At 72.8% G+C, this 21755-nt stretch carries 20 protein-coding genes and 1 riboswitch; of the genes, 2 read left to right on the forward strand and 18 right to left on the reverse strand.

Annotation, left to right across the window (positions count from 1 at the left end):
- Window positions 1-328: 328 nt before the first annotated feature.
- From B4N89_RS02610 to B4N89_RS02630, 5 genes are all read right to left on the reverse strand, one after another.
- On the reverse strand, window positions 329-1462 hold the full coding sequence (locus B4N89_RS02610; RefSeq protein ID WP_078974251.1) for a M24 family metallopeptidase: 1134 nt from the start codon (window positions 1460-1462) through the stop codon (window positions 329-331).
- A gap of 32 nt (window positions 1463-1494) precedes the next feature.
- A complete protein-coding gene (locus B4N89_RS02615; protein WP_078974252.1) occupies window positions 1495-2343 on the reverse strand; it encodes a DUF3050 domain-containing protein in 849 nt (282 codons plus the stop codon).
- A 202-nt stretch (window positions 2344-2545) separates the two neighbouring features.
- Window positions 2546-3655: a CaiB/BaiF CoA transferase family protein gene (locus tag B4N89_RS02620; RefSeq protein WP_078974253.1), complete on the reverse strand. Its 1110-nt coding sequence runs from the start codon at window positions 3653-3655 to the stop codon at window positions 2546-2548.
- 172 nt (window positions 3656-3827) lie between these two features.
- Complete coding sequence (locus tag B4N89_RS02625) at window positions 3828-5570, reverse strand: pyruvate dehydrogenase (RefSeq protein WP_078974254.1); 1743 nt, start codon at window positions 5568-5570, stop codon at window positions 3828-3830.
- Between the two features lie 116 nt (window positions 5571-5686).
- Window positions 5687-7483 carry an AAA family ATPase gene (locus B4N89_RS02630; RefSeq protein ID WP_235618878.1) on the reverse strand — a complete coding sequence of 599 codons (1797 nt, stop codon included), beginning with the start codon at window positions 7481-7483 and terminating at the stop codon, window positions 5687-5689.
- 678 nt (window positions 7484-8161) lie between these two features.
- On the opposite strand from B4N89_RS02630, the gene B4N89_RS02635 reads away from it, so the two are divergent.
- A complete protein-coding gene (locus tag B4N89_RS02635; protein WP_078974256.1) occupies window positions 8162-9310 on the forward strand; it encodes a PucR family transcriptional regulator in 1149 nt (382 codons plus the stop codon).
- A gap of 508 nt (window positions 9311-9818) precedes the next feature.
- Here B4N89_RS02635 and B4N89_RS02640 read toward each other — a convergent pair.
- The 8 genes from B4N89_RS02640 to ribD form a co-directional block, all read right to left on the reverse strand.
- Window positions 9819-10286 carry a PH domain-containing protein gene (locus B4N89_RS02640; protein WP_078974257.1) on the reverse strand — a complete coding sequence of 156 codons (468 nt, stop codon included), beginning with the start codon at window positions 10284-10286 and terminating at the stop codon, window positions 9819-9821.
- Between the two features lie 65 nt (window positions 10287-10351).
- Window positions 10352-11215 (reverse strand): ATP phosphoribosyltransferase, encoded by an 864-nt coding sequence (gene hisG, locus B4N89_RS02645; RefSeq protein ID WP_078974258.1) that lies wholly within the window; start codon window positions 11213-11215, stop codon window positions 10352-10354.
- Between the two features lie 107 nt (window positions 11216-11322).
- Complete coding sequence (locus tag B4N89_RS02650; RefSeq protein WP_414646352.1) at window positions 11323-11586, reverse strand: phosphoribosyl-ATP diphosphatase; 264 nt, start codon at window positions 11584-11586, stop codon at window positions 11323-11325.
- A gap of 55 nt (window positions 11587-11641) precedes the next feature.
- Window positions 11642-12133 (reverse strand): 6,7-dimethyl-8-ribityllumazine synthase, encoded by a 492-nt coding sequence (ribH, locus tag B4N89_RS02655; RefSeq protein WP_078974260.1) that lies wholly within the window; start codon window positions 12131-12133, stop codon window positions 11642-11644.
- A gap of 218 nt (window positions 12134-12351) precedes the next feature.
- Window positions 12352-13662 (reverse strand): bifunctional 3,4-dihydroxy-2-butanone-4-phosphate synthase/GTP cyclohydrolase II, encoded by a 1311-nt coding sequence (locus tag B4N89_RS02660; RefSeq protein WP_078979062.1) that lies wholly within the window; start codon window positions 13660-13662, stop codon window positions 12352-12354.
- Between the two features lie 53 nt (window positions 13663-13715).
- Window positions 13716-14378 (reverse strand): nicotinamide riboside transporter PnuC, encoded by a 663-nt coding sequence (gene pnuC, locus B4N89_RS02665; protein ID WP_078974261.1) that lies wholly within the window; start codon window positions 14376-14378, stop codon window positions 13716-13718.
- Complete coding sequence (locus B4N89_RS02670) at window positions 14375-15001, reverse strand: riboflavin synthase (protein WP_078974262.1); 627 nt, start codon at window positions 14999-15001, stop codon at window positions 14375-14377. Before B4N89_RS02670 ends, pnuC begins: the two co-directional genes overlap by 4 nt.
- 3 nt (window positions 15002-15004) lie before the next feature.
- Window positions 15005-16081, reverse strand: coding sequence for a bifunctional diaminohydroxyphosphoribosylaminopyrimidine deaminase/5-amino-6-(5-phosphoribosylamino)uracil reductase RibD (gene ribD / locus B4N89_RS02675; RefSeq protein WP_078979063.1), 1077 nt, complete (start codon window positions 16079-16081; stop codon window positions 15005-15007).
- A 165-nt stretch (window positions 16082-16246) separates the two neighbouring features.
- Window positions 16247-16391, reverse strand: a riboswitch (FMN riboswitch).
- 187 nt (window positions 16392-16578) lie between these two features.
- Between ribD and rpe the strand changes: the two genes are divergently transcribed.
- Window positions 16579-17253 carry a ribulose-phosphate 3-epimerase gene (gene rpe / locus B4N89_RS02680; protein WP_078974263.1) on the forward strand — a complete coding sequence of 225 codons (675 nt, stop codon included), beginning with the start codon at window positions 16579-16581 and terminating at the stop codon, window positions 17251-17253.
- A gap of 161 nt (window positions 17254-17414) precedes the next feature.
- Here rpe and B4N89_RS02685 read toward each other — a convergent pair whose 3' ends face one another.
- The 5 genes from B4N89_RS02685 to B4N89_RS53290 all read right to left on the reverse strand — a co-directional run bounded on the left by B4N89_RS02685 (window position 17415) and on the right by B4N89_RS53290 (window position 21710).
- Window positions 17415-18194 (reverse strand): class I SAM-dependent methyltransferase, encoded by a 780-nt coding sequence (locus tag B4N89_RS02685; RefSeq protein ID WP_078974264.1) that lies wholly within the window; start codon window positions 18192-18194, stop codon window positions 17415-17417.
- Window positions 18195-18235: 41 nt separating this feature from the next.
- Window positions 18236-18961 (reverse strand): hypothetical protein, encoded by a 726-nt coding sequence (locus tag B4N89_RS49565; protein ID WP_161500599.1) that lies wholly within the window; start codon window positions 18959-18961, stop codon window positions 18236-18238.
- Between the two features lie 173 nt (window positions 18962-19134).
- Complete coding sequence (locus tag B4N89_RS02695; RefSeq protein WP_078974265.1) at window positions 19135-20529, reverse strand: RsmB/NOP family class I SAM-dependent RNA methyltransferase; 1395 nt, start codon at window positions 20527-20529, stop codon at window positions 19135-19137.
- Between the two features lie 5 nt (window positions 20530-20534).
- Window positions 20535-21467: a methionyl-tRNA formyltransferase gene (gene fmt, locus B4N89_RS02700; RefSeq protein WP_078974266.1), complete on the reverse strand. Its 933-nt coding sequence runs from the start codon at window positions 21465-21467 to the stop codon at window positions 20535-20537.
- A gap of 6 nt (window positions 21468-21473) precedes the next feature.
- Window positions 21474-21710 carry a peptide deformylase gene (locus B4N89_RS53290; RefSeq protein ID WP_414646353.1) on the reverse strand — a complete coding sequence of 79 codons (237 nt, stop codon included), beginning with the start codon at window positions 21708-21710 and terminating at the stop codon, window positions 21474-21476.
- Window positions 21711-21755: the final 45 nt, after the last annotated feature.

The raw sequence follows: 21755 nt of genomic DNA on the forward strand, positions 1-21755 counted from the left end.
CGCTCCGGGCGACAGGGGCCGCGCGACACGAACGCGCGTGCCTCCACGACACCCGGCCTCCGGCCGGTGTCCTCAAACGCCGGACGGGCTCAAGTTGTCCAGGCAATACACACCGGTTGCCCACCGCCCTCGGCCTCCGACCCCCAGCCCGTCCGGCCGGGAAGGGTCCGCTTCGGCGTCCGTCCCCGGACGCCGGGCCGCCGTGCCCGAGCGGCCGGAGTCCGGGGACGGTGGGCCGAGTGGACCGGCCCGCCTCGGAATGGTCTGCAGGGCTTCGAAAGCCCGTCGGCGGGCCCGGCGAGTCCCGAAACCACCGGCCCGGCGCAGCCTAGAGCACCGTCAGCCCGTGCGGCCGCACGTTCATCGGGTCGCCGCCGTCCTCCCCGCAGATCACGATGTCCTCGATCCGCGCCCCGTGCGTGTCGGGGATGTAGATCCCGGGCTCGATCGAGAAGGCCATGCCCGGCTCCAGGGGCAGCTTGTTGCCCTGGACGATGTACGGGTGCTCGTGGCTCTCCAGCCCGATGCCGTGGCCCGTGCGGTGGATGAAGTAGTCGCCGTAGCCGGCCTCGGTGATGATGTCGCGGCCCACCGCGTCCAGTTCCTCACAGGTCAACCCGGGGCGTACGGCCGCGAGTTGGGCGGCCTGGGCGCGCTCCAGGACGTCGTAGTAGGCGCGGAACTCGGCCGGCGGCTCGCCGACGGCGTACGTCCGGGTCTCGTCCGAGCAGTAGCCGTCCTCGGTGGTGCCGCCGATGTCGACCACGACCACGTCGCCGGTCTCGATCACCCGGTCGGACAACTCGTGGTGCGGGCTCGCGGCGTTGGGGCCGGAGCCGACGATCACGAAGTCCACCCGGATGTGCCCCTCGGCGATGATCGCGTCGGCGATGTCCGCGCCCACCTCGCGCTCGGTACGACCGGCCCGCAGCCACTCGCCCACGCGCGCGTGCACCCGGTCGATCGCCGCGCCGGCCCGGCGCAGCGCCTCGACCTCGGCGGCCGACTTGCGCATCCGCAACTCGCGCAACACATCGCCCGCCAGGCTCTGTTCGGCGGTGGGCAGCGCGGTGCGGAAGGCGAGTACCTTCTCCGCCCACATGTGGTTGTCCAGGCCGACCCGGGCGACCTGCGCGGGCAGCCGCTGCGCGATCAGCGCGTACGGGTCGTCCGTCTCGGCCCAGCCGAGCACGTCGATCCCCAGCGCGCCCGCCGGTGACGCGAGGGCGGCGGGTCGTTCCAGGCCGGGGACGACGAGGAAGGGCTCGGCGGCGACGGGCACCACCAGGCACGTGAGGCGTTCCAGCGGAAGCGCCTCGTAGCCGGTGAGGTAGCGCAGGTCGGCGCCGGGCGAGACGAGCAGGGCGTCGAGTCCCGCGTCGGCGGCGGCCTTTTGAGCGCGGCCGAGGCGGTCGGTGGGTAAAGGTTCGGGTCGTGGGTCACGCGCCCAAACATATGACATATCACCTGGCCTTCGGCAGCCCCGACGCGGGTTCAGTGCGCGTCGGCGCGTCCCGTCGCGACCGCGTCGCGCACCGCGTCCCACAGGTCGGCGCGGGCGCGCAGCGACACCGTGACCGTACCCGCGCTCTCGCGCCAGGCACGGGCCGGGTCGGGGCCGGCGGCGCACAGTTGGGCGAGCAGGCGCAGTGCCATCGGGCCGTGTTCGTCCCCGTCCACCTCGATGTGCCGGGCGAGGTATTCGCGGAACACCGTGAGCCGGCCGTCGTGCAGGTCGTCGAGCGTGGTGAGGTGGTCGAACATGCGCGGGATCAACTCTTCGCGGCCGAGCGCGAAGGACGCGGCGACGCAGTGCAGCGGGGCGTGGGCGACGACCTGCCAGGTGCGGCACACGAACGCGGCGGCGCCGGCGGGCGCCCCGCACGCGCCGACCGCCTCGGGGACGGGGACGCCGTCGGCGATCAGGCCGAGGAAGCGGCGGGCCGGGCGGGTGTCGGCGCCGGCGCCGTCCATCGCGGTGAGGTAGAGCTCGAAGTGGCTGAGCGGGCCGAGCGAGGTGGTGTCGCTCTCCTCGCCGAGCACGATCTCGTTGACCATCCGCCGGATCTCCGCGTCGCCGCGCGGCACCCACGGCACCTCGACGCAGGTGAGCCGCCGCTGCAGGCTCTTCAGCAGGGACATGAAGTCCCAGACGGCGAAGACGTGATGCTCCATGAACACCCGGATCGCGGCGAGGTCGGTGAGGTCGCGGTAGACCGTGTGCCGGAGCACCCGTTGCCGTACGGGGGCGGTCTCGCCGAGCAGCCGCGCGATGTGGTCGGCCGGGAGGGTGTTCGCGCGGGCGCGCGGGCGGGTGGTGTCGGTGAGCGCGGTGGTGTCCATGACGACCGATCGTAGAGATTTCACTACTCGGTGAAACATTTGTGCCGGAATGCCGGACACGCTCGGGATACGCGTGCCACGATGTGCGGTTGCGCGGACATGCGTTGCCGGGCGGGCGCGGTGCGATGCCGGGGCCCGGCGCCGAGGCCGATGCCGGCGCCGGGTACGTCCGTGCGGGTGACGGCCGAACCGCCCGCCGAGGTCAGCCCTGCGGGGCGAGCGTGGCGGCCTGCTCGGGGGTCAGCCCCCAGCCCTCCAGAAGTGCCGCGTCGACGCGGCCGGTGGCGTCCCCGGCCACCGAGGGGGTCGCGGAGAGCCGGGGCGCGGCGGCGGGCTGGAGCGTGCCGTCGGGGCGGACGAAGGTGCATCGGGCCCGGTTGTGCGGGTGTTCGACCGCCTCGTCCCAGGTCAGCACCGGTGTCACACAGGCGTCGACCGGCTCGAAGACGGCAGCCCACTCGTCGCGGGTGCGGCCGGCGATCACCTCGGCGAAGCGCTTGCGCAGGAGCGGCCAGCCGGCGCGGTCCATCTGTTCGGGCAGGTCCTCGTCGGCGAGGCCGAGGCCGGCCAGGAACAGCGCGTAGAACTGCGATTCGATCGCGCCGACGGCGAGGTAGCGGTCGTCGGAGGTGGTGTACACGTCGTAGAACGGCGCGCCGGTGTCGAGCAGGTTGGCGCCGGGCTCGCCGGCCCAGCCGCCCATGCCGCGCATGCCGTGGATGAAGGTGCTCAGCGTCGCCGAGCCGTCGGTCATCGCGGCGTCGACGACCTGACCGCGCCCGGTGGTTCGGGCCGAGAGCAGCGCGGCGAGGATGCCGAACGCGCAGAACATCGCGCCGCCGCCGTAGTCGCCGACCAGGTTCAGCGGCGGCACCGGTCGCTCTCCGGCGCGGGCGAAGGAGTGCAGCACGCCGGAGATCGAGATGTAGTTGATGTCGTGTCCGGCCCGCGGTGCGAGCGGGCCGTCCTGGCCCCAGCCGGTCATCCGGGCGTAGACGAGGCGGGGGTTGGCCTCGAGGCAGATGTCCGGCCCGAGGCCGAGCCGTTCGGCCACGCCGGGCCGGAAGCCCTCGACGAGCACGTCGGCACCGGCGATCAGCCGCAGTACGGCGTCGCGCGCGGCGGGGTCCTTGAGATCGGCTTCGATCGTGCCGAGCCGGCCGCGCCCGACCGCCATGGAGGGCATCGAGGCGCCGCCGGGCCGGTCGACCCGGACGACCCCGGCGCCGGCGTCCGCCAACATCATTCCGACGAACGGGCCGGGGCCGATCCCGGCCAACTCGACCACCTTGACGCCATCCAACGCACCCATGCCGACTCCCAGCCCAAGCCCCCACCAAGAATTACGCGGCACAGTCAAGCAGACGGCTCATGATCTGTCCCGGGGTCGGCCACACCGAATATCGAACCCGGACCGTCCGGCGGCGGCCCGCCCTCCTCCGAGCCGCCGCTCCGGGGTTCTTCGGCGTGGGTCGGGCGCGGGCTCAGGGCCTCGGGATGTTGCGGAGGTTGGTCCGGGCCATTTGGATCATCTGCCCCACGCCGCCGCTCAGGACCGTGCGGCCGGCGCTCAGGGCGAAGCCCTGGATCTGGTCGGCGGTGATCTTCGGGGGGATGGACAGCGCCTTCGGGTCGGTGACGATGTCGACCAGGGCCGGGCCCTTGTGGGCGAAGGCATCGCGGAGTGCGCCGCGGACCTTGTTCGGCTTCTCCACCCGCACACCGAACGCACCGGCCGCGCGGGCGATCGCGGCGAAGTCCGGGTTGTTGTTGGTGGTGCCGAACGGGGTGAGGCCGGCGACCATCATCTCCAACTCGACCATCCCCAGCGACGAGTTGTTGAACAGCACGATCTTCACCGGCAGTTCGGACTGCACCAGGGTGAGCAGGTCGCCCATCAGCATGGAGAATCCGCCGTCGCCGGACATCGACACGATCTGCCGGTCCGGGTACGGGAACTGCGCGCCGATCGCCTGCGGCAGTGCGTTGGCCATCGAGCCGTGCGAGAAGGAACCGATCACCCGGCGCCGCCCGTTCGGGGTCAGGTAGCGGGCCGCCCACACGTTGCACATGCCGGTGTCGACGGTGAAGATGGCGTCGTCGTCGGCCTCCTCGTCCAGGATCGAGGCGACGTACTCCGGGTGGATGGGCACATGCTTCTCCACCTTGCGGGTGTACGCCTTGACCACCCCTTCGAGGGCGTCGGCGTGCTTGCTCAACATGCGATCCAGGAACCGGCGATCGGTCTTGGCCCGCACCATCGGGGTCAGCGCGCGCAGCGTCTCGCGCACGTCGCCCCATACCGCCAGGTCCAGCTTCGTCCGCCGGCCCAGGTGCGCGGGCCTTACGTCCACCTGCACGGTGGCCACGTCCTGCGGCAGGAAGGCGTTGTAAGGGAAGTCGGTGCCGAGCAGGATGAGCAGGTCCGCCTCGTGCATCGCCTCGTACGCCGCTCCGTAGCCGAGCAGCCCCGACATGCCCACGTCGAACGGATTGTCGTACTGGATGTGCTCCTTGCCGCGCAGCGCGTGGCCCACCGGAGCCTTGATCCGCTCGGCGAAGGCCATCACCTCCGCGTGCGCGCCCGCCGTGCCCGCGCCGCAGAACAGGGTGACCCGCCGGGCCTCGTCGACCATCCGGGTCAACGCGGCCAGATCCGCTTCACCGGGGCGCACCGACGGCAGCGAGGTGGGCAGCGTCACCTGATAGCCCCGCTCCGGCGCCGGCCGCGCGGCCACATCACCCGGGAGGGTGACGACGGATACCCCGCCCAGGCCCACCGCGTGCTGGATCGCCGACTGGAGCACCCGGGGCATCTGCTCGGGCGTGCCGATCATCTCGCTGTAGTGGCTGCACTCGACGAACAGCCGGTCCGGGTGCGTCTCCTGGAAGAAGGCCGTGCCGATCTCGCCGCCCGGGATGTGCGACGCGAGCGCCAGCACCGGCGCGTGTGAGCGGTGCGCGTCGAACAGGCCGTTGATCAGGTGCAGATTGCCCGGACCGCAACTGCCCGCGCACGCGGTCAGCCGACCGGTCAACTGCGCCTCCGCGCCCGCCGCGAACGCCGCCACCTCCTCGTGCCGTACATGCACCCAGTCGATCGCGGCGTTGCGGCGCACCGCGTCCACGATCGGGTTGAGGCTGTCGCCCACCACGCCGTACAGCCGGCGCACCCCGGCCTGGGCGAGGATGTCCACGAACTGCTCGGCGACGCTCTGCTTGGCCACGGGGAGACCCTTCCGTCCGGCTACGACCGGGCCCGACCGGATCGGCCCGGGTCGGACCGCATCCGCCCGCCTCGGTGCGAGTGGTGACCGGATACGCCTACCCGTGCCGCGCGCGGCTATCCCCGGCCGTCGGCGAGATCCCCGTATGCCTGGAACAGGTCGGACAGCCGCAGCGTGGTCAATTCGGCCAGATCCGGGCCCTCCGGCAACTCGACCAGGCGCACGTCCCGATACATGCAGCACTTCTCGTACAGGGTCCGAACGAATCGGGCGTTGCCGAGTTCGTCGATCCAGCCCTGCTCGCGGACGTGCCCGGTGATGCTGCGCAACTCGGCCGCCGCGTCCTCGTCCCACACGTCGCCGCCGCCGGCCGCCATCACCTCGGCGATCCGGGCCAGGTCCTCCGCGCCGTAGGAGGGGAACTCGACCCGGGTGGTGAAGCGCGACGTCAGGCCGGGGTTCGAGGTGAGCAGCCGGTCCATGCCCTCGGGGTAGCCGGCCAGGATGATCACCAGTCGGTCCCGGTCGTCCTCGGCTCGCTTGAGCAACACCTGGAGCGCCTCGTCGCCGTACGCGTCGCCCTTGGAGTAACCCACATTGGTGAGGCCGTACGCCTCGTCCACGAACAACACGCCGCCGAGCGCGGAGTCGATCAGCTCGCTGGTCTTGACCGCGGTCTGGCCCAGATACTCGCCGACCAGGTCGGAGCGCTGCGCCTCGACCAGACGATCGCTCTCCAGGAGGCCGAGCGCCGCGAAGACCCGGCCGAGGAGGCGGGCCACGGTGGTCTTGCCGGTGCCGGAGGGCCCGGAGAAGACGAAGTGCCGCTTGGGCGCCTGCGCCGGCAGGCCCTGTGCCTCGCGCAGCCGGGCCATCCGCATCTGCGCGGACAGCGCTCGGACCTGGCGTTTGACCGGTTCCAGGCCGACCATCGACTCCAATTCGGCCAGCACGAGGGCGAGTTCCTCGGGGGCCGCGGCGGGGCGCATCGGCGCCGCCCGGTCGGCCGCCCGCGCGTCGACGTCGGCCTGCGGGTCGGCCTCGCCGTCCGGGACCGGCTCCGGCTCGCGTTCGGTCTCCACCGCCGGTGGCGGCCCGGCGGGCGGGGGCGCGGTCGCGGGTATCGGCGGGAGCACGTCGGGCAGCGGGCCGCGACCGACCACGGGGCCGGCCAGGCGCGCGGTCATCCCGCCGTATTCGTCCAGCGGCTCGCCGGCCGCCAGCGAGGACAACCTCGCGGCGGTGTCCATGAACGACGGGTCGGCCTGGTGCACCGCGCGGTACAGGGGCAGCGCGGCCGGGGTGCGGCCGGTCTCCTCGTACGCGCGGGCGAGCCAGTAGCGCAACTCCTTGCGCTGCGGGTGCTCCGAACGGCAGCGCACCAGGGCGGTGGCGAGCACCTGTTCGGCCTTGGCGTACAACCCCAGGCGGACCCGGGCCATGCCGGCGAACAGGCCCGCCTCCACGCCGAGCAGCGCGTCGTCGTCCAATCCCGCGGTGTGCCGGAGCAACTGCTGCCAGTCCTTGCCCAGATAGGCCCGACAGGCGAGCAGGAAGCGGGTGGCGGCGTCCTGTTCGGCGGGCGGGCACAGGGCGAGCGCGGCGTCCAATTCGGGCAGGTGCCGGCCGTCCAACCAGTGCGAGGCGTGCGCGAGCGCGAGGTCGCGCGGGGTCTCCAGCACGAGTTGGACCCACCAGCCCAGCCAGTACCAGGAGTTGAGCGGCCGGCCGTACTTCGCGCGCTGCTCCCCGAAGCGCTCGCGATGGGTGTGCATGGCGACCACCGCCGTGGCCACCTCGACCTTGAGCGCGTGCAGCCCCAACCAGGCGTCGGCCATCCCCGGATCGGCCTCGACCGCGGCCCGGAACTGCACCTCCGCCTGGCCGTATTCGCCGGCGACGTAGGCGTCCATGCCGCGCAACCAGGCCAGTTCGGCCGGACTGCCGGTGCGTGCGCCACGTTCGGTCTGTCCCACGGTGGACCCCCCTTCCCCCGGCCGGTCCTCTCCGCGTGCCCGTGTCCCCGAGGGGACTTCGAGAGGATGTCGGCCCGCTGCCGATGAATCCCGGTGCGCCCATTCCGCTCGATCGGCGACGCCCCTTAAAGCCTCTCCCGTTCCGCTGTCCGTCACGCACGCATCGGTCACGGATGGTGTCCGTTTCGCCACGCGTTCGCCCCCCGGGGCATCGTACCGAGCGGGGGCGGTCAAGCCGAGGGGCGAATGAGACTCGAGGTGGTGAGCCGCGGCCGGCGGATACGAGCCGGTGGCGCGTCGGGGCGGTGAAGTCCCCCGGGGCGGACGCGAGTCGGCCCGGCGCACACGAGGAAGCCCCCGGTCGCGGGGGAACGATCGGGGGCTTCGTCTCGGCACGGGACCCGGAGCCGTCCCGGTGTCGCCGCTATACCGCAAGCTATGGCGATTCGGACACAACGGTCAAGCACGCCACGCGGATGGATCCCGGGACGGAACGAACTGTGCCGGGACGGCCCTTGGCAGGGGGAACGTGCGCCGGGCGCACTCCGGGGGTGCACTGCCCGCACGCTCTCGGTGGTGCTGACGCGCTCGTGTTCGTAACGCTACGGTCGGTGTATGGGCAACCTCGGGGACGCGGGCGGAACGGCAACCGGGGGCGAACCGCAGTTTCGTCCCGGGGACAAGAGCGGCGGCGCCGGCCGCGCGACGGTGGCCGGAGCGGCGCCGCGTCGGCTGCCGCCACGGCGCCGCAAGGTCGTCGGCGGCGGTGCCAGCGCCCCCGAGCCCGACCCTTTCCCGCGCGCCCGGGTCGCGGGCGCCTCGACCGCGTGGGAGGCGGGCAACGACCCGCGCTCGCACCCCACGGTCCCGGCACCCGCCGCGCCCCCGGACGCGGGCGGCCCCGGGCAGACGGTACGGCCGGGCGGGCGGCCGCTCGTGGACACCGCGATCGGCTTGGCGGGGCGGCTGGCACAGGCCGCCGCCGACGCCAAGTACCGCAGCGACTTGATGCGCGACCTGCTCACCGGGCGCGGTACGGACCTGACGGGCTGGGCGGCGCTGCCGACCGGACCGCTCCTGGTGGTGGTGGCCGAGGCCGACCCGCCGGCGGCCGGCCGCGACCCGCGGGCGATCCGGGCCGGACAGGAGGCACTGGCCCGCGCCTGGTCCGGCGCGGTCGGCGCACGGGCACCGGAGGCGGCGGTCGCCGCGTACCCGCGCGAGGTGGTCACCCTGCTCGGCGCACCGGCCGACGGCCAGGCCGCGCGACTGGTGACCGAACTCGCGGCCGTGGTGCACGCGGATTGCGGCGCGGCGGTCCGGTCGTTCACGACGGGGGTGAGCCGACCGGCGGAGTCACTCGACGCGCTGCCGGTCGCGTACGAGCAGGCCCGGCGCGCGGTCGCCGCCGGGCGGCGCATCCACGGCCCCGGCGCGGTGGCCGACTTCGACCAGCTCGGCGTCTTCCGGCTGCTCAGCCTGATCCCCGATCCGGGTGAACTCGACCGTTTCGCCCGCGAGGCCCTGCGCACCCTGGCCCATCCCCGCGACCCGGAGGCAGCCGACCTGCGCAACACTCTGCAGGCACTGCTCGACACGAACCTGAACGTGGCCGAAACGGCACGGCGGCTGTACGTGCACTACAACACGCTGCGGTATCGGATCACCAAACTGGAGCGCCTGCTCGGCCCGTTCACCCAGGACCCACACCTGCGCCTGAACCTGATGATCGCTCTACAGATCGTCCGCATACAGGGTCGCTGACGCCCCAGAGGGGCGGAGCGGGCTCGTGGAGGGCGCATCGGCGGCATCGGCCCGGAACGGGGACGACCGGCCGCCCGGCCCGGCCGCCCTCGAACGCCGGACGGGCCGGGCGGGTTCGGGCTCGGCCGGGCACGATGCGGTTCACCCCATCAGCGGACGGCATCTGCGCCGGCCGAGTCGGCTGGGGCCTCCGAAGCGGGTGGGGCGTTTCCGGCAGGCGTTGCGCTTGCGGCCGCGGGCGAGTGGTGGACCGCCGCCGGCGTTCGCGCCGCCGAGACTCCGGGCTTCGGCGAGACGGGCGCGTTGCTCGGCGAAACCGACCGGCAACGCGCCCGTCTCGTCGCGAGCTTCGAGTCTCGAAGCCCCGAACGCCGGCGGCGGACGCCCTTCGGGCCGAACCGGTTCCGCAGCGGGCCCGCACCCGGCCGAGACGCAACCCTCGCCGGAAGCGCCCGGCCCACCCCGGAAGGTGCCCGGGAGGAACCGGCCCGAGCGCCCTCCCCCGGTGCTAGCGGGCTTCCGGGGCTGCGCCGTAGTGGTCGGCCAAGGTGCGGAGTTCGCGGGCGGCGGTGATGGCGGCGGATTTGCCGTTGGAGGTTTGGATGCCCATCACCGGCAGCGTGTCGCCGTTGGACATGTCGATGTAGACCCACGGGTCGCCCTGGCGCAGGTACACCCGGACGATCTGGGCCCATTCCAGGTGTGTGGTCCGGAGCAGGTTGACCACCGTCACGCCGTCCGCGGCGGCGACCACCTTCGGGCGGCCCAGCATCACCATCGCGCCGAGTCCCAGGACGCCGGTGGCCGCGACGCCCATTCGTGAGCCGCATCCCCAGCCGCCCTTCTCCGGCAACATCACCGCCAGCACGCACAGCCCGACCAGGATGATCGCGCCGAGCACACCGGTGATCAGCCGACTGCGCCTGGCGTACCAGGTACGTGGGAGCGGGGGGTCGACGGGGGTGGGCTCGCTCATCGGGAAACGGTTCTCCGGAGGGTGGCGGTGGTCGGCCCGCCGGGCGGCGGGCCGACCGGACGGGGTCAGAGGCGGCAGGCGTGGATCCCGGTGACCAGGATCGCCCGGGCGCCGATCTCCCAGAGGTCGTCCATGATCTGCTGGGCGTTCTTGCGCGGCACCATCGCCCGCACCGCGACCCAGCCCTCGTTGTGCAGCGGGCTGACCGTCGGCGACTCCAGGCCCGGGGTCAGCGTGACCGCCGCCTCGACCCGCTCGACCCGGATGTCGTAATCCATCATCACGTAGCTGCGCGCGACCAGGACGCCCTGGAGCCGGCGTACCAACTGCTCCAGCGCGGGCGAGGTTTCCGCGCCGGCGCGCCGGATCAACACCGCCTCGGAGCGCAGGATCGGCTCGCCGAACACCTCCAGGCCCGCCTGGGCCAGCGTGGTGCCGGTCTCCACCACGTCGGCGATCACGTCGGCGACGCCCAGCTGGATCGCGGTCTCCACCGCGCCGTCCAGCTTGACCAGCGCCGCGGCCTCGATGCCGTGCTCGGCGAAGTCGCGCTGGACGATGCCGATGTAGGAGGAGGCCACCCGCAGTCCGGCCAGCCCCTTCTTGCCCTGCTCGGCCAACTCGCGCGCGATCGGCGCGGGTGCGGCGTAGCGGAACGTGGCCGGGGCCAGGCCCAGTTGCAGGATCTCCTCGGCCTCGGCGCCGGAGTCCATCAGCAGGTCGCGCCCGGTGATCCCGGCGTCCAGCCGGCCCGAGCCGACGTAGATCGCGATGTCGCGCGGGCGCAGGAAGAAGAACTCGACGTTGTTGTCGGGGTCGGTGAGGACCAGTTCCTTGGAGTGCTTGCGCTGGCGGTAGCCGGCCTCATGCAGCATCGCCGACGCAGGCTCGGAGAGGGAACCCTTGTTGGGGACGGCGATGCGCAGCATGGAATGACCCTTCGGAATGGTGCTGAACCGAGTGGAGCGGAACCGGGTGGAGCTGAGGGGTACGGCCACGTCCCCGGCCCGGGCGGCGGGCCGGGGGACGGCGGCTGTCACAGGTGAGCGTATACGTCCTCGAGCGAGATGCCGCGGGCGACCATCATCACCTGGAGGTGGTAGAGGAGCTGGGAGATCTCCTCGGCGGTGCGGTCGGCGCCCTCGTGCTCGGCGGCCATCCACACCTCGGCGGCCTCCTCCACGACCTTCTTGCCGATCGTGTGTACGCCGGCGGTGACGAGCTCGACCGTGCGCGAGCCCTCCCGGCCCGATTCCGCCTTGGCCCGCAGCTCGTCGAAAAGCTGTTCAAACGTCTTCATGGTGCCCATCGCGTGGTTGTGGGTGGCGTGCCGAACGGCCCGGCGAACCTGCCGGTCAGGCCGAACGCCACGGTTCGGAGAGCGTACGCAACGCCATCGCGGTCGCGACGGCCGCCTCCACCGCTTCGCGGCCCTTGTCCTCACGCGAGTGCGGCAGGCCGGCCCGGTCCAGGGCCTGCTCCTCGGTGTCGCAGGTGAGCACGCCGAAGCCGATCGGCACGCCGGTGTCGAGCGCGACCCGGGTGAGGCCGTCGGTGGCGGCGGAGCATACGTACTCGAAGTGCGGGGTGCCGCCGCGGATGACCACGCCGAGCGCGACCACCGCGTCGTAGCCGCGGCCGGCCAGCGCCTTGGCGAGCACGGGCAGTTCGAACGCGCCGGGGGCGCGGATCAGCGTGGGTTCGGTGATGCCCAGCTCGCTCAGGGCCTTGACGGCCCCGTCCACGAGGCCGTCCATCACGACGGTGTGCCACTGCGCGGCGACCACGCCCACGCGCAGGTCACGGCAGCCCTCGACGGTCAGTTTCGGGGCTCCTGCGCCACTCATGTCTGTCGTTGTCCTTCGGCTGGAAACGGCTCGATACCCGGTTGGTGAACGACTGCGAGCCTGGTTGCGAGGTGAGGATGGAGCTGTGGAGCGGTTCGGAAGTGAGGGTGGAGCGGTTCGAACGAGACAGAACCTATCGGCGCGGCGGGGACGGCACCGCGCCCGTGTCACCGGTACGGGTGACGTGGGCGGTTCGGGAAGGCCGAGGGGTCACGCGCTCACGCGCTGGTGACCGCGCGCCCCTTCGCGTCGACGGCCTCCGCGACCTCGGCGACCGACGGCAGGTCCGCGGTCGGGTCGCTCGGGTCCAGCCAGGGCAGGTCGTGGCCCATCCGGTCGCGCTTGGTCTGGAGGTAGCGCAGGTTGTCGGCGGTGGCGTGCACCGGCAGGGCGACCCGGCCGGTGATCTCCAGGCCGTAGCCCTCCAGCCCCGCCCGCTTGGCGGGGTTGTTGGTGAGCAGCCGCATCGACCGCACGCCCAGGTCGACCAGGATCTGCGCGCCGGTGCCGTAGTCGCGGGCGTCGGCCGGCAGGCCCAGCTCCAGGTTGGCGTCCACCGTGTCGTGGCCGGCGTCCTGGAGTTGGTACGCCTGGAGCTTGTGGATCAGCCCGATCCCGCGCCCCTCGTGCCCGCGCATGTACAGCACCACGCCCCGACCCTCGGCGGTGACCCGGTCCAGGGCGGCGTCCAACTGCGGGCCGCAGTCGCAGCGCAGCGAGCCGAACACGTCGCCGGTCAGGCACTCGGAGTGCACCCGCACCAGGACGTCCTCGCCGTCGCCGATGTCGCCGGCGACCAGCGCGATGTGCTCCACGTCGTCGACGGTGCTGCGGTAGCCGATCGCCCGGAACGTGCCGTGCTCCGTGGGCAGTCGGGTCTCGGCGGCGCGCTCGATCGTGCGCTCGGTGCGGCGGCGGTAGGCGATCAGGTCGGCGATGCTGACGATCTTGAGGCCGTGTTCGCGGGCGAACGGGATCAGCTGCGGCAGCCGGGCCATCGTGCCGTCGTCGTTGACCACTTCGCAGATCACCCCGACCGGCGCGAGACCGGCCAGCTCGGCCAGGTCCACGGCGGCCTCGGTGTGCCCGGGGCGCACCAGCACGCCGCCCTCGACCGCGCGCAGCGGGAAGATGTGGCCGGGTCGGGTCAGCTGGGTGTGCACCGTGTCCGGGTCGGACAGCAGCCGCACGGTGTGCGTGCGGTCGGCGGCCGAGATGCCGGTGTCCACGCCGTCCTTGGCGTCGACCGAGACCGAGTAGGCGGTGCCCTTGCGGTCCTCGTTGACGGCGGTCATCGGGGGCAGCTTGAGGCGGTCCAGGTCGGCGCCGCGCATCGGCACGCAGACCACGCCCGACGAGTAGCGGATCATGAAGGCCATCAACGCCTGCGTGGCCAACTCGCCGGCGAAGATCAGGTCGCCCTCGTTCTCCCGGTCCTCGTCGTCCACGACGACGATCGCCTCGCCGGCGGCCATCGCCTTGATCGCGTCGTCGATGGTGTCGAGGGCCGACTCGGTGGGCGCGCCCATCTGCGCCGGCACCTCGATGGTTTCGCTGCTGGTCTCGGTTTCGCTGCCGGTCTTCACGCCGTTGCCCCTTCCAGGTGCCGTTCTGCCCCGCGGGCAGCCCCCTTGTCCCGGTACCGCCGGGAGCGGTTCCACCAGTCGACGAGTCCGGCGACGCACATCACGAGGAAGACGCCGTAGACCAGTCCGCTGAACACCAGACCGTGCTGCCAGGCGAGGGGTACGCCGACCAGGTCGACCGCGATCCACACCAGCCAGAACTCGAACAGCCCTCGGGCCTGCGCGAGCATCGCCACGACCGAGCCGACGAAGATGTACGCGTCCGGCCAGGGCGCCCACGAGATGCCCGTGTGTTCGAGCAGTTGCGCGAAGCCGACCGTGCCGACCGCCATCAGCGCGACCAGCGCGATCCGCTCGTGGGTGGTGCCGAAGCGGATCTCCACCTCGCCGGTGTCGCGCCGCCCGCGCGCCCAGCGCCACCAGCCGTATCCGGCGGCGACGATGATCACCACGTTGCGCATCGCGCTGCCGCCCAGGTGCACGGAGGTGTTGGCGGCGATCAGCAGCGCCGCGCCCACGATCTGTACCGGCCACGCCCACAGGTTGCGGCGCAGCGCGAGCCAGACGGTGGCCAGGGACGCGATCTGGCCGAGCAGGTCGGACCACGGCACCGGCTTGTTCGCGACGGTGAACGCGGCGTCGTTGAGCCAGCCGGTCACGATGCCCTCACCCCTGTGCCCGGCCCGTGCGTGCCCAGCCGCTCCACGTACTTGGCGATGATGTCGACCTCGAGGTTGACCGGGTCGCCGACGGCTTTGACGCCGAGGGTGGTGAGCGCGAGTGTGGTGGGGATCAGGCTGACGGTGAAGCTCGCGTCGTGCGCCTCGACGACGGTGAGGCTGATGCCGTCGACGGTGATCGAGCCCTTGTCCACCACGTAGCGGGCCAGGTGCGCGGGCAGGGCGATCTCGACGATCTCCCACTCCTCGCCGGGGGTGCGGGCCAGGATCTCGCCGGTGCCGTCGACGTGCCCCTGGACCAGGTGTCCGCCGAGCCGGCCGCCGAGCACCATCGGGCGCTCCAGGTTGACCCGCGAGCCGGTGGTCAGCGCGCCGAGGCTGGACTTGTCCAGCGTCTCCCGCATCACGTCGGCGGTGAAGGTGGCCGCCTCGGGGTCGACCTTGTCGTCCACGACGGTCAGACACACACCGTTGACGGCGATCGAGTCGCCGTGGCGGGCACCGGTGGTGACGACGGGGCCGCGGATGGTGATCCGGGCCGAGTCGGTCAGCCGCTCGATGGCCACGATCTCGCCGAGTTCCTCAACGATTCCGGTGAACATGCGTCAGGACTCCTTCGTACGGCCGGCGGAGTGCGGCCGTGGGCGGGCGGTGATGCGGATGTCGGTGCCGAGGCGCGTGACGTCGTCGACGTCCAGTCGCAACATCTCGGCGATGGTGCCGATTCCGGCCGGGCCCAGCGCGGGAGGTCCGGCGCCGAGCAGGGCGGGGGCGAGATAGCCCACGACGGTGTCGATCAGGCCGGCGGCGGCGAACGCGCCGGCGAGGGTGGGACCGCCTTCGAGCAGCACGGCACGCACGTCGCGCGCGTACAGCTCGTTCAGCAGCGCGGGCAGGTCCAGGCCGGTGTCCGCGAGCGGTATGCGCAGTACGGCGGCCTCGGGCAGGTGTGCGGCGACCGCGTCGGGGCCGACCGCGATCAGGGTCGGCGCCGCGTCGTCGAGCACTCGGGCGTCGGCGCGGGTGCGGGCGTGGGTGTCCACGATCACCCGCAGCGGTTGCCGGGCGCCGGGTACGTCGCGCGCGGCCAGGTGCGGGTCGTCGGCGAGCTGTGTGCCGGAGCCGGCCAGTACCGCGTCGACGCTCGCCCGCAGCAGGTGGGTATCGGCGCGGGATTCGACCGAGCTGATCCACCGGGCGCTGCCGTCGGCGGCGGCACTGCGGCCGTCCAGGGTGGCCGCGTACTTCCAGGTCACGTGCGGGCGGCCCAGGCGGACGGCGGTCAGCCAGGCGCGGTTGCCCGCCTCGGCCTCGGCGGCGAGCAGGCCGCCCTCGGCGTCGATGCCCGCCGCGCGCAGCACCGCGCCGCCGCCGGCCGCGACCGGGTTGGGGTCGGCGACGGCGTAGCGCACCCGGCGGATGCCGGCGTCGATCAGGGCCTGCGTGCAGGGGCCGGTGCGGCCGACGTGCGAGCAGGGTTCGAGGGTCACCAGGGCGGTGCCGCCGCGAGCCGCCGAACCGGCCGCGCGCAGCGCCTCGACCTCGGCGTGCGGGGCGCCGGCGCGGGTGTGGAAACCCTCGCCGACCACGGTGCCGTCGGGGCCGAGCACGACGCAGCCGACCAGCGGATTGGGACTGGTGTGACCGAGCGCACGGCTCGCCAGCGAGATGGCCCGGCGCATCGCCGAGGTCTCGTCGACCGGCGGGGTCGTGTTGCCCTCCACCTCGTGCCTCCTCGCGTTCGACGCGGGGCAACCGGGGTGTTTTCGGGCACAACGGCACGACGAGTCGACGCGCGGGGATGTCGGCGCACCTTCGGGTACGCGGGCATGCCGCAGTCGCTCGCCGCGCGCCACCTCCCATCCGGACTTTGACCGTCGGTACCGGAATTCCACCGGTTCAGCCGGCCGTCGCTCCACGTGATGCGGGGCGTCGACCGGGTCGCGGACTGTAACCGCCGGTTCGGATTTTCACCGACCCCGGAGCGCGCGTACGTGACTTTCGTACACCTCGAAGTGTGCCACGACGGCCGACAACGTTGACCGTGGGCAACCTGTGCCGTCCGTCACGGTGCGTTCGTATATCCGAACGCGACCGCGGCGAGGATGATCTGACGATTCGTCAGCTCGCTGGTCGAGGCGGTGCCCGCGAGGGGTCGGGTCGATGAGATTCTGTGCGCATGACCGTGCAGATCAATCCGAGCATCCTGTCCGCCGACTTCGCCCGCCTCGCCGACGAGGTCGCGCAGGTGCGCAATGCCGACTGGCTCCACGTGGATGTCATGGACAACCACTTCGTACCGAATCTCACCCTCGGCCTGCCCGTGGTGGAGAGCCTGATGAAGGCCACCGACACGCCCATCGACATGCACCTGATGATCGAGGACCCGGACCGCTGGGCGCCCGCCTACGCGGAGGCCGGCGCGGGCAGCGTCACGTTCCACGTGGAGGCCGCGACCGCCCCGATCAAGCTCGCCCGCGACCTGCGGGCCAAGGGCGCGCGGGCCTCGATGGCGCTGCGGCCGGCCACGCCGATCGAGCCGTACGAGGACCTGCTGCCCGAGTTGGACATGCTCCTGGTGATGACGGTCGAGCCGGGATTCGGCGGGCAGAGCTTCCTGGACGTGATGTTGCCGAAGATCCGCCGGACCCGGCAGCTGATCGCCAAGCACGGTCTGCAGATGTGGCTGCAGGTGGACGGCGGGGTCTCCGCCAAGACGATCGAGATGTGCGCGGAGGCCGGCGCGGACGTGTTCGTGGCGGGCTCGGCGGTCTTCGACGGGACGGACCCGGGCGCGGCGGTGGACCGGCTTCGGGGGCTGGCGGCCGGCGCCGCAGCGCGCTGCGCCCATTAGGGCGGGGTTTGTTTTCCCACCCGCCCACCCGTTGCGCTGCGTGAGCGGGCTGCGATTTTCGTGCACTCGGGCGGGGCCGACAGGTCCCGTGGAGCTTCGTCACAACGAGTGAAGGGCTGAGCCGTTGGGGTCTCTCGTCGTCCTCGCCGGGGCGGGAGACCTCAGCGGCCGGCGGACCAGATCGTCCAGTGGTCGATTTCGGTGATGGGCGTTCGGGACGGGAGCTTGGACTCGATGCAGGCCGCCAACTCGTCGAGTTCGGCGTCGGTCAGGTCGTGCAGGATCGAGCGGCCCGTGCGGGCGCGCAGGTCGGTGCCGACCTCTCGGGCGTCGGTGTAGGTGCGGCGGGTCTCGGCGAGCGCGGTGGTGCGCACGGCGGTGAAGCCGGCTTCGCGCAGTGCCGCCTCGACCGTGGCGCCGGTGGGGCGCCGGGCGGTCTCGATCGTGAGCAGCGCGGGGAACCGCTCGAAGAAGAAGCCGCGCAGGTGGCCGGCCGTGCCGGGGCGGGCGACGTCGGCCGGGGTGCGGTCCTGGACGATCAGCGTGCCGCCGGGCGCGAGCAGCCGCCGGGCCTCGCGGAAACATCCGGCGAGGTCGTCGAGGTGGTGGATCAGCGCCCGCTCGAACACGATGTCGGCGCCGCCGTCGGGCAACCCGGTGGCGTACGCGTCATCTTCCCGGAACGACAACCCTTCGCGAGACGACGACCCGGCCCGCTCTCGGGCGCCGGAGAGGATCGCGGCCGAGAAGTCCACCCCGACCGCGCTCGCCGCCCCCAGATCCAGCCACGCGGTGGTGTACACCCCGCCGCCGCATCCGACGTCCACCACCCGCGCCCCGACGGGGTCCACGAGGTCGCCGACCAGCCGCGCCCAGTCCGCGCCGGCGGTGCGGTGGGTGTACGTGAGGCGGTTGGCGGGGCTGTGGAAGTCGATCGGCATGGGGGTCTCCCGTGGGCATCGCGGCGCGGATTATCTCGATATCAAGGTACTTCCCGGCGAGCGGACGCCTCAAAGCCCCGCCGGCGCCGCCGGATCAGGTACACGCCGGTACACAGGGTGACCCCGGTCATCGCGGCGATGTGTTCGCGCCCGGCCAGATTCGGCTTGACCACCACCTCGGCGATCATCAGCGCCCACACCCCCACGAACAGGATCGGCGCCCGCCGCACCATCGCGATGCACACCACCAGGCCCACCACCGCGGCCGAGGGACCGGTGTCCATGACGTCGCCCTGGTGCGCGTCGATGCCGAGCGGGTGGTCCGGGCCGAGGGCGACCATTGCGCGCGCGGCCAGCGTGCCGGACAGCGTGGCCACGTACGCGATCAGCAGTGTCCGGCGGGCGCCCAGGTCGAGTTCGGCCAGTCCGAACAGGATCAGCACCTGGATCAGCGCGCCCCACACCGGCAGGTCCGGCGCGGGCACGAACAGCGACACGGGGGTACGCAGCAGCGCGAGCGGCAGCGGGATGCCCGCGCTCACCCCGCCCAGCACCCGCACCACGTCGCCACCCCACGAGGTGCGCCAGGCCAGCCAGAAGCCGAGGCTCAGGAGCACCGCACACAGGGTGAGCGGGATCGCCCGGAGCCCGTGCGCGCGCAGTTCGCGCACCGGCACCGCGGTGAGCCTGGTCCATTCGCCGCGCACCGCCGCCCCCGTGCGGACGAGCGGGCCTGGGCGCGGGGTGCTGGGGGCGAGCGTCGACATGGGTACGGCGGCTCCTGCGATGGCGGGATGTCGCGACCGCCCGCGGTACGTGTGGAACCCGAGGGACGGCCGGTGCGGCCGAGCCCGAAGTGACGACCACCCTCGCCGTTATGCCCCATTTGAGCCGGATTCAGCCGCGCATCACCCCATCGGCCGGGCAACCACCGACCCGGTCAGCCCCTCCGGCGCAGCAGGGCCAGATACATCGCGTCCGTGCCGTGCAGGTGCGGCCACAGCTGTACGTCCGGCCCGCTGCCCAGGTGCGGTACGCCCGGGAACAGGGAGCGGGCGTCGATCAACTCGGCCTCGTCCGCGCGCAGGATGTCGTCGACCACCACGCGGGTCTCGGCCGGGTGCGGCGAGCAGGTGACGTAGGCGATCACCCCGCCGGGGCGCGCGGCGGCGACCGCCGTGCGCAGCAAGGCGCGCTGGAGTTCGCCGAGTTCGGGGATGTCCTCGGGCTTGCGGCGCCAGCGCGACTCGGGGCGGCGGCGCAGGGCGCCCAGGCCGCTGCACGGGACGTCGGCGATCACCCGGTCGAAGCTGCCGGGCCGCCAGGCCGGCCTGGTGCCGTCGGCGGTGATCACCTGATGGTGGGTCAGGTGGCCGATCGCGTTGCGGACCAGGCGCGCGCGGTGGTGGCGGCGTTCGACCGCGAGCAGCGACACGTCGCGGCCGGTGGCGATCGCGGCGAGCAGGCCGGCCTTGCCGCCGGGACCGGCGCACAGGTCCAGCCAGCGGCTTTCGGCGCCCTCGACCTCGGCGTTCGCGAGCGCGGCGGCGACGAGTTGGCTGCCCTCGTCCTGGACCGCGGCGCGGCCGTCGCGGATCGCCTTGATCGCGGCGGGGTCGCCCTCCGGCAGCGTGGCGGCGTACGGCGACCAGCGCCCGGGGGTGGCCCCGGCCTCGTACAGCTCGGCGAGTTCCACCCGGCCCGGGCGGGCGACCAGGGAGATCACCGGGGCGAGGTTGTCGGCGGCCAGCAGCGCCTCCATCGCGGCGCGGTCGTGCGGGTTGCCGCGCGCGCCCAGCGCGTCCCACAGCGCCTGCACGATCCAGCGCGGGTGCGAGTGCAGGACCGCGAGGTGGCCCTCGGGGTCGTCCTCGTAGGGCGGCGCGATCTGCCGCAGCCACGTGTCCAGGTCCTGCTTGGACACCCGGCGCAGGATCGCGTTGACGAACTTGGCCCGGCCGTCGCCGAGGACCGCGCGGGCCAGTTCCACGGTGGCCGAGACGGCCGCGTGTACGGGGGTGCGCATGCTCAGCAGCTGGTGCACGCCGAGCGCGAGCACGTCCAGGACCGGCGGGTCGATCTCCTGGATCGGCCGGTCGGTACAGGCCGCCACGATCCGGTCGTAGGTGCCCTGACGGCGCAGCGTGCCGTGCACCAGCTCGGTCGCGAACGCGGCGTCGCGGGGAATGATCCGGCGCTCGCGCAGCAGCGCGGGCAGCACCAGGTTGGCGTAGGCGTCGCGTTCGCCGACCGCGTGCAGGACGTCGTAGGCGGCCAGGCGCGCGGCGTCGGGACGCGGGCGGCGGTAGGGGCGTGCGGCGGGGGCGTTGGTCACGGTGCTCAGTTCGTGCCGAGGGTTTCACCGGGCTCGGGGTGTGCGCCCCGGGCCCAGTCGGTGGCGGCCATCATGCGTTTGCCCTGGGGCTGGACCAGGGTGAGTTCGACCGCGTGACTGCCGGTGCCCACGCGGACCGCCTTCTTCTCCACCGCGATCTCGCCGGGGGCCAGCGCGTTGTCCCCGGCGCGCAGCCGGACCGGGGCGAGCTTGAGCCGCTCGCCGCGGAAGGTGGTCCAGGCGCCGGGGGCGGGGGTACAGCCGCGTACCACGCGGTCCACGCGCAGCGCGGGTGCGGTGAAGTCGACGCGGGCGTCCTCGACGCCGAGCTTGGGCGCGAGGGACACCCCCTCCGGGGACTGCGGGCGCGGGGCGAGACTGCCGTCGGCGATCCCGTCCATGGTCGCCACCAGCAGGCGCGCGCCGGAGCGGGAGAGCCGGTCGAGCAGGTCGCCGCTGGTGTCGGTGGGCCGGATCTCGTCGGTGACCATGCCGTAGACCGGGCCGGAGTCCAGGCCCTGCTCGATCTCGAAGGTGCACGCGCCGGTGATGTCGTCGCCCGCGAGCACGGCGTGCTGCACCGGTGCGGCGCCGCGCCATGCGGGCAGCAGCGAGAAGTGCAGGTTGACCCAGCCGCGTGCGGGGATCTCCAACGCGACCTTGGGCAGCAGCGCGCCGTAGGCGACCACGGGACAGCAGTCGGGGGCGATCTCGGTGAGCCGGGCCAGGAACTCCGGGTCGCGCGGCTTGGCCGGGCGCAGGATCTCGATCCCGGCCTCGGCGGCCCGCTCGGCCACCGGACTGGCGACCAGCCTGCGACCGCGACCGGCGGGGGCGTCGGGGCGGGTGACCACCGCGACCACTTCGTGCCGGGACTCCAGGAGGGCTTCGAGTGCGGGGACGGCGACCTCGGGGGTGCCGGCGAAGACTAGGCGCATGGGGTTTTAGAGGGCCTTCCCGAAGGTGGAGTGGGGGGAGAACTTCACCTGCGGCGGGGCCTGTCCCGCCCATTCCGCCTCGCGCAGCGCACGCAGCGCGGACTTGCGCTGTTCGCGGTCGAGTCGGTCGATGAACAGGATGCCGTCGAGGTGGTCGGTCTCGTGCTGGATGCAGCGCGAGAGCAGTCGGGTGCCCTCGATGACCACGGGGTCGCCGTGCATGTTGAAGCCCTTGGCGACCACGCCGTACGCACGCTTGGTGTCGTAGCGCAGACCCGGCAGGGACAG

It is taken from the genome of Embleya scabrispora, assembly GCF_002024165.1.
GTDB lineage: Bacteria > Actinomycetota > Actinomycetes > Streptomycetales > Streptomycetaceae > Embleya > Embleya scabrispora_A.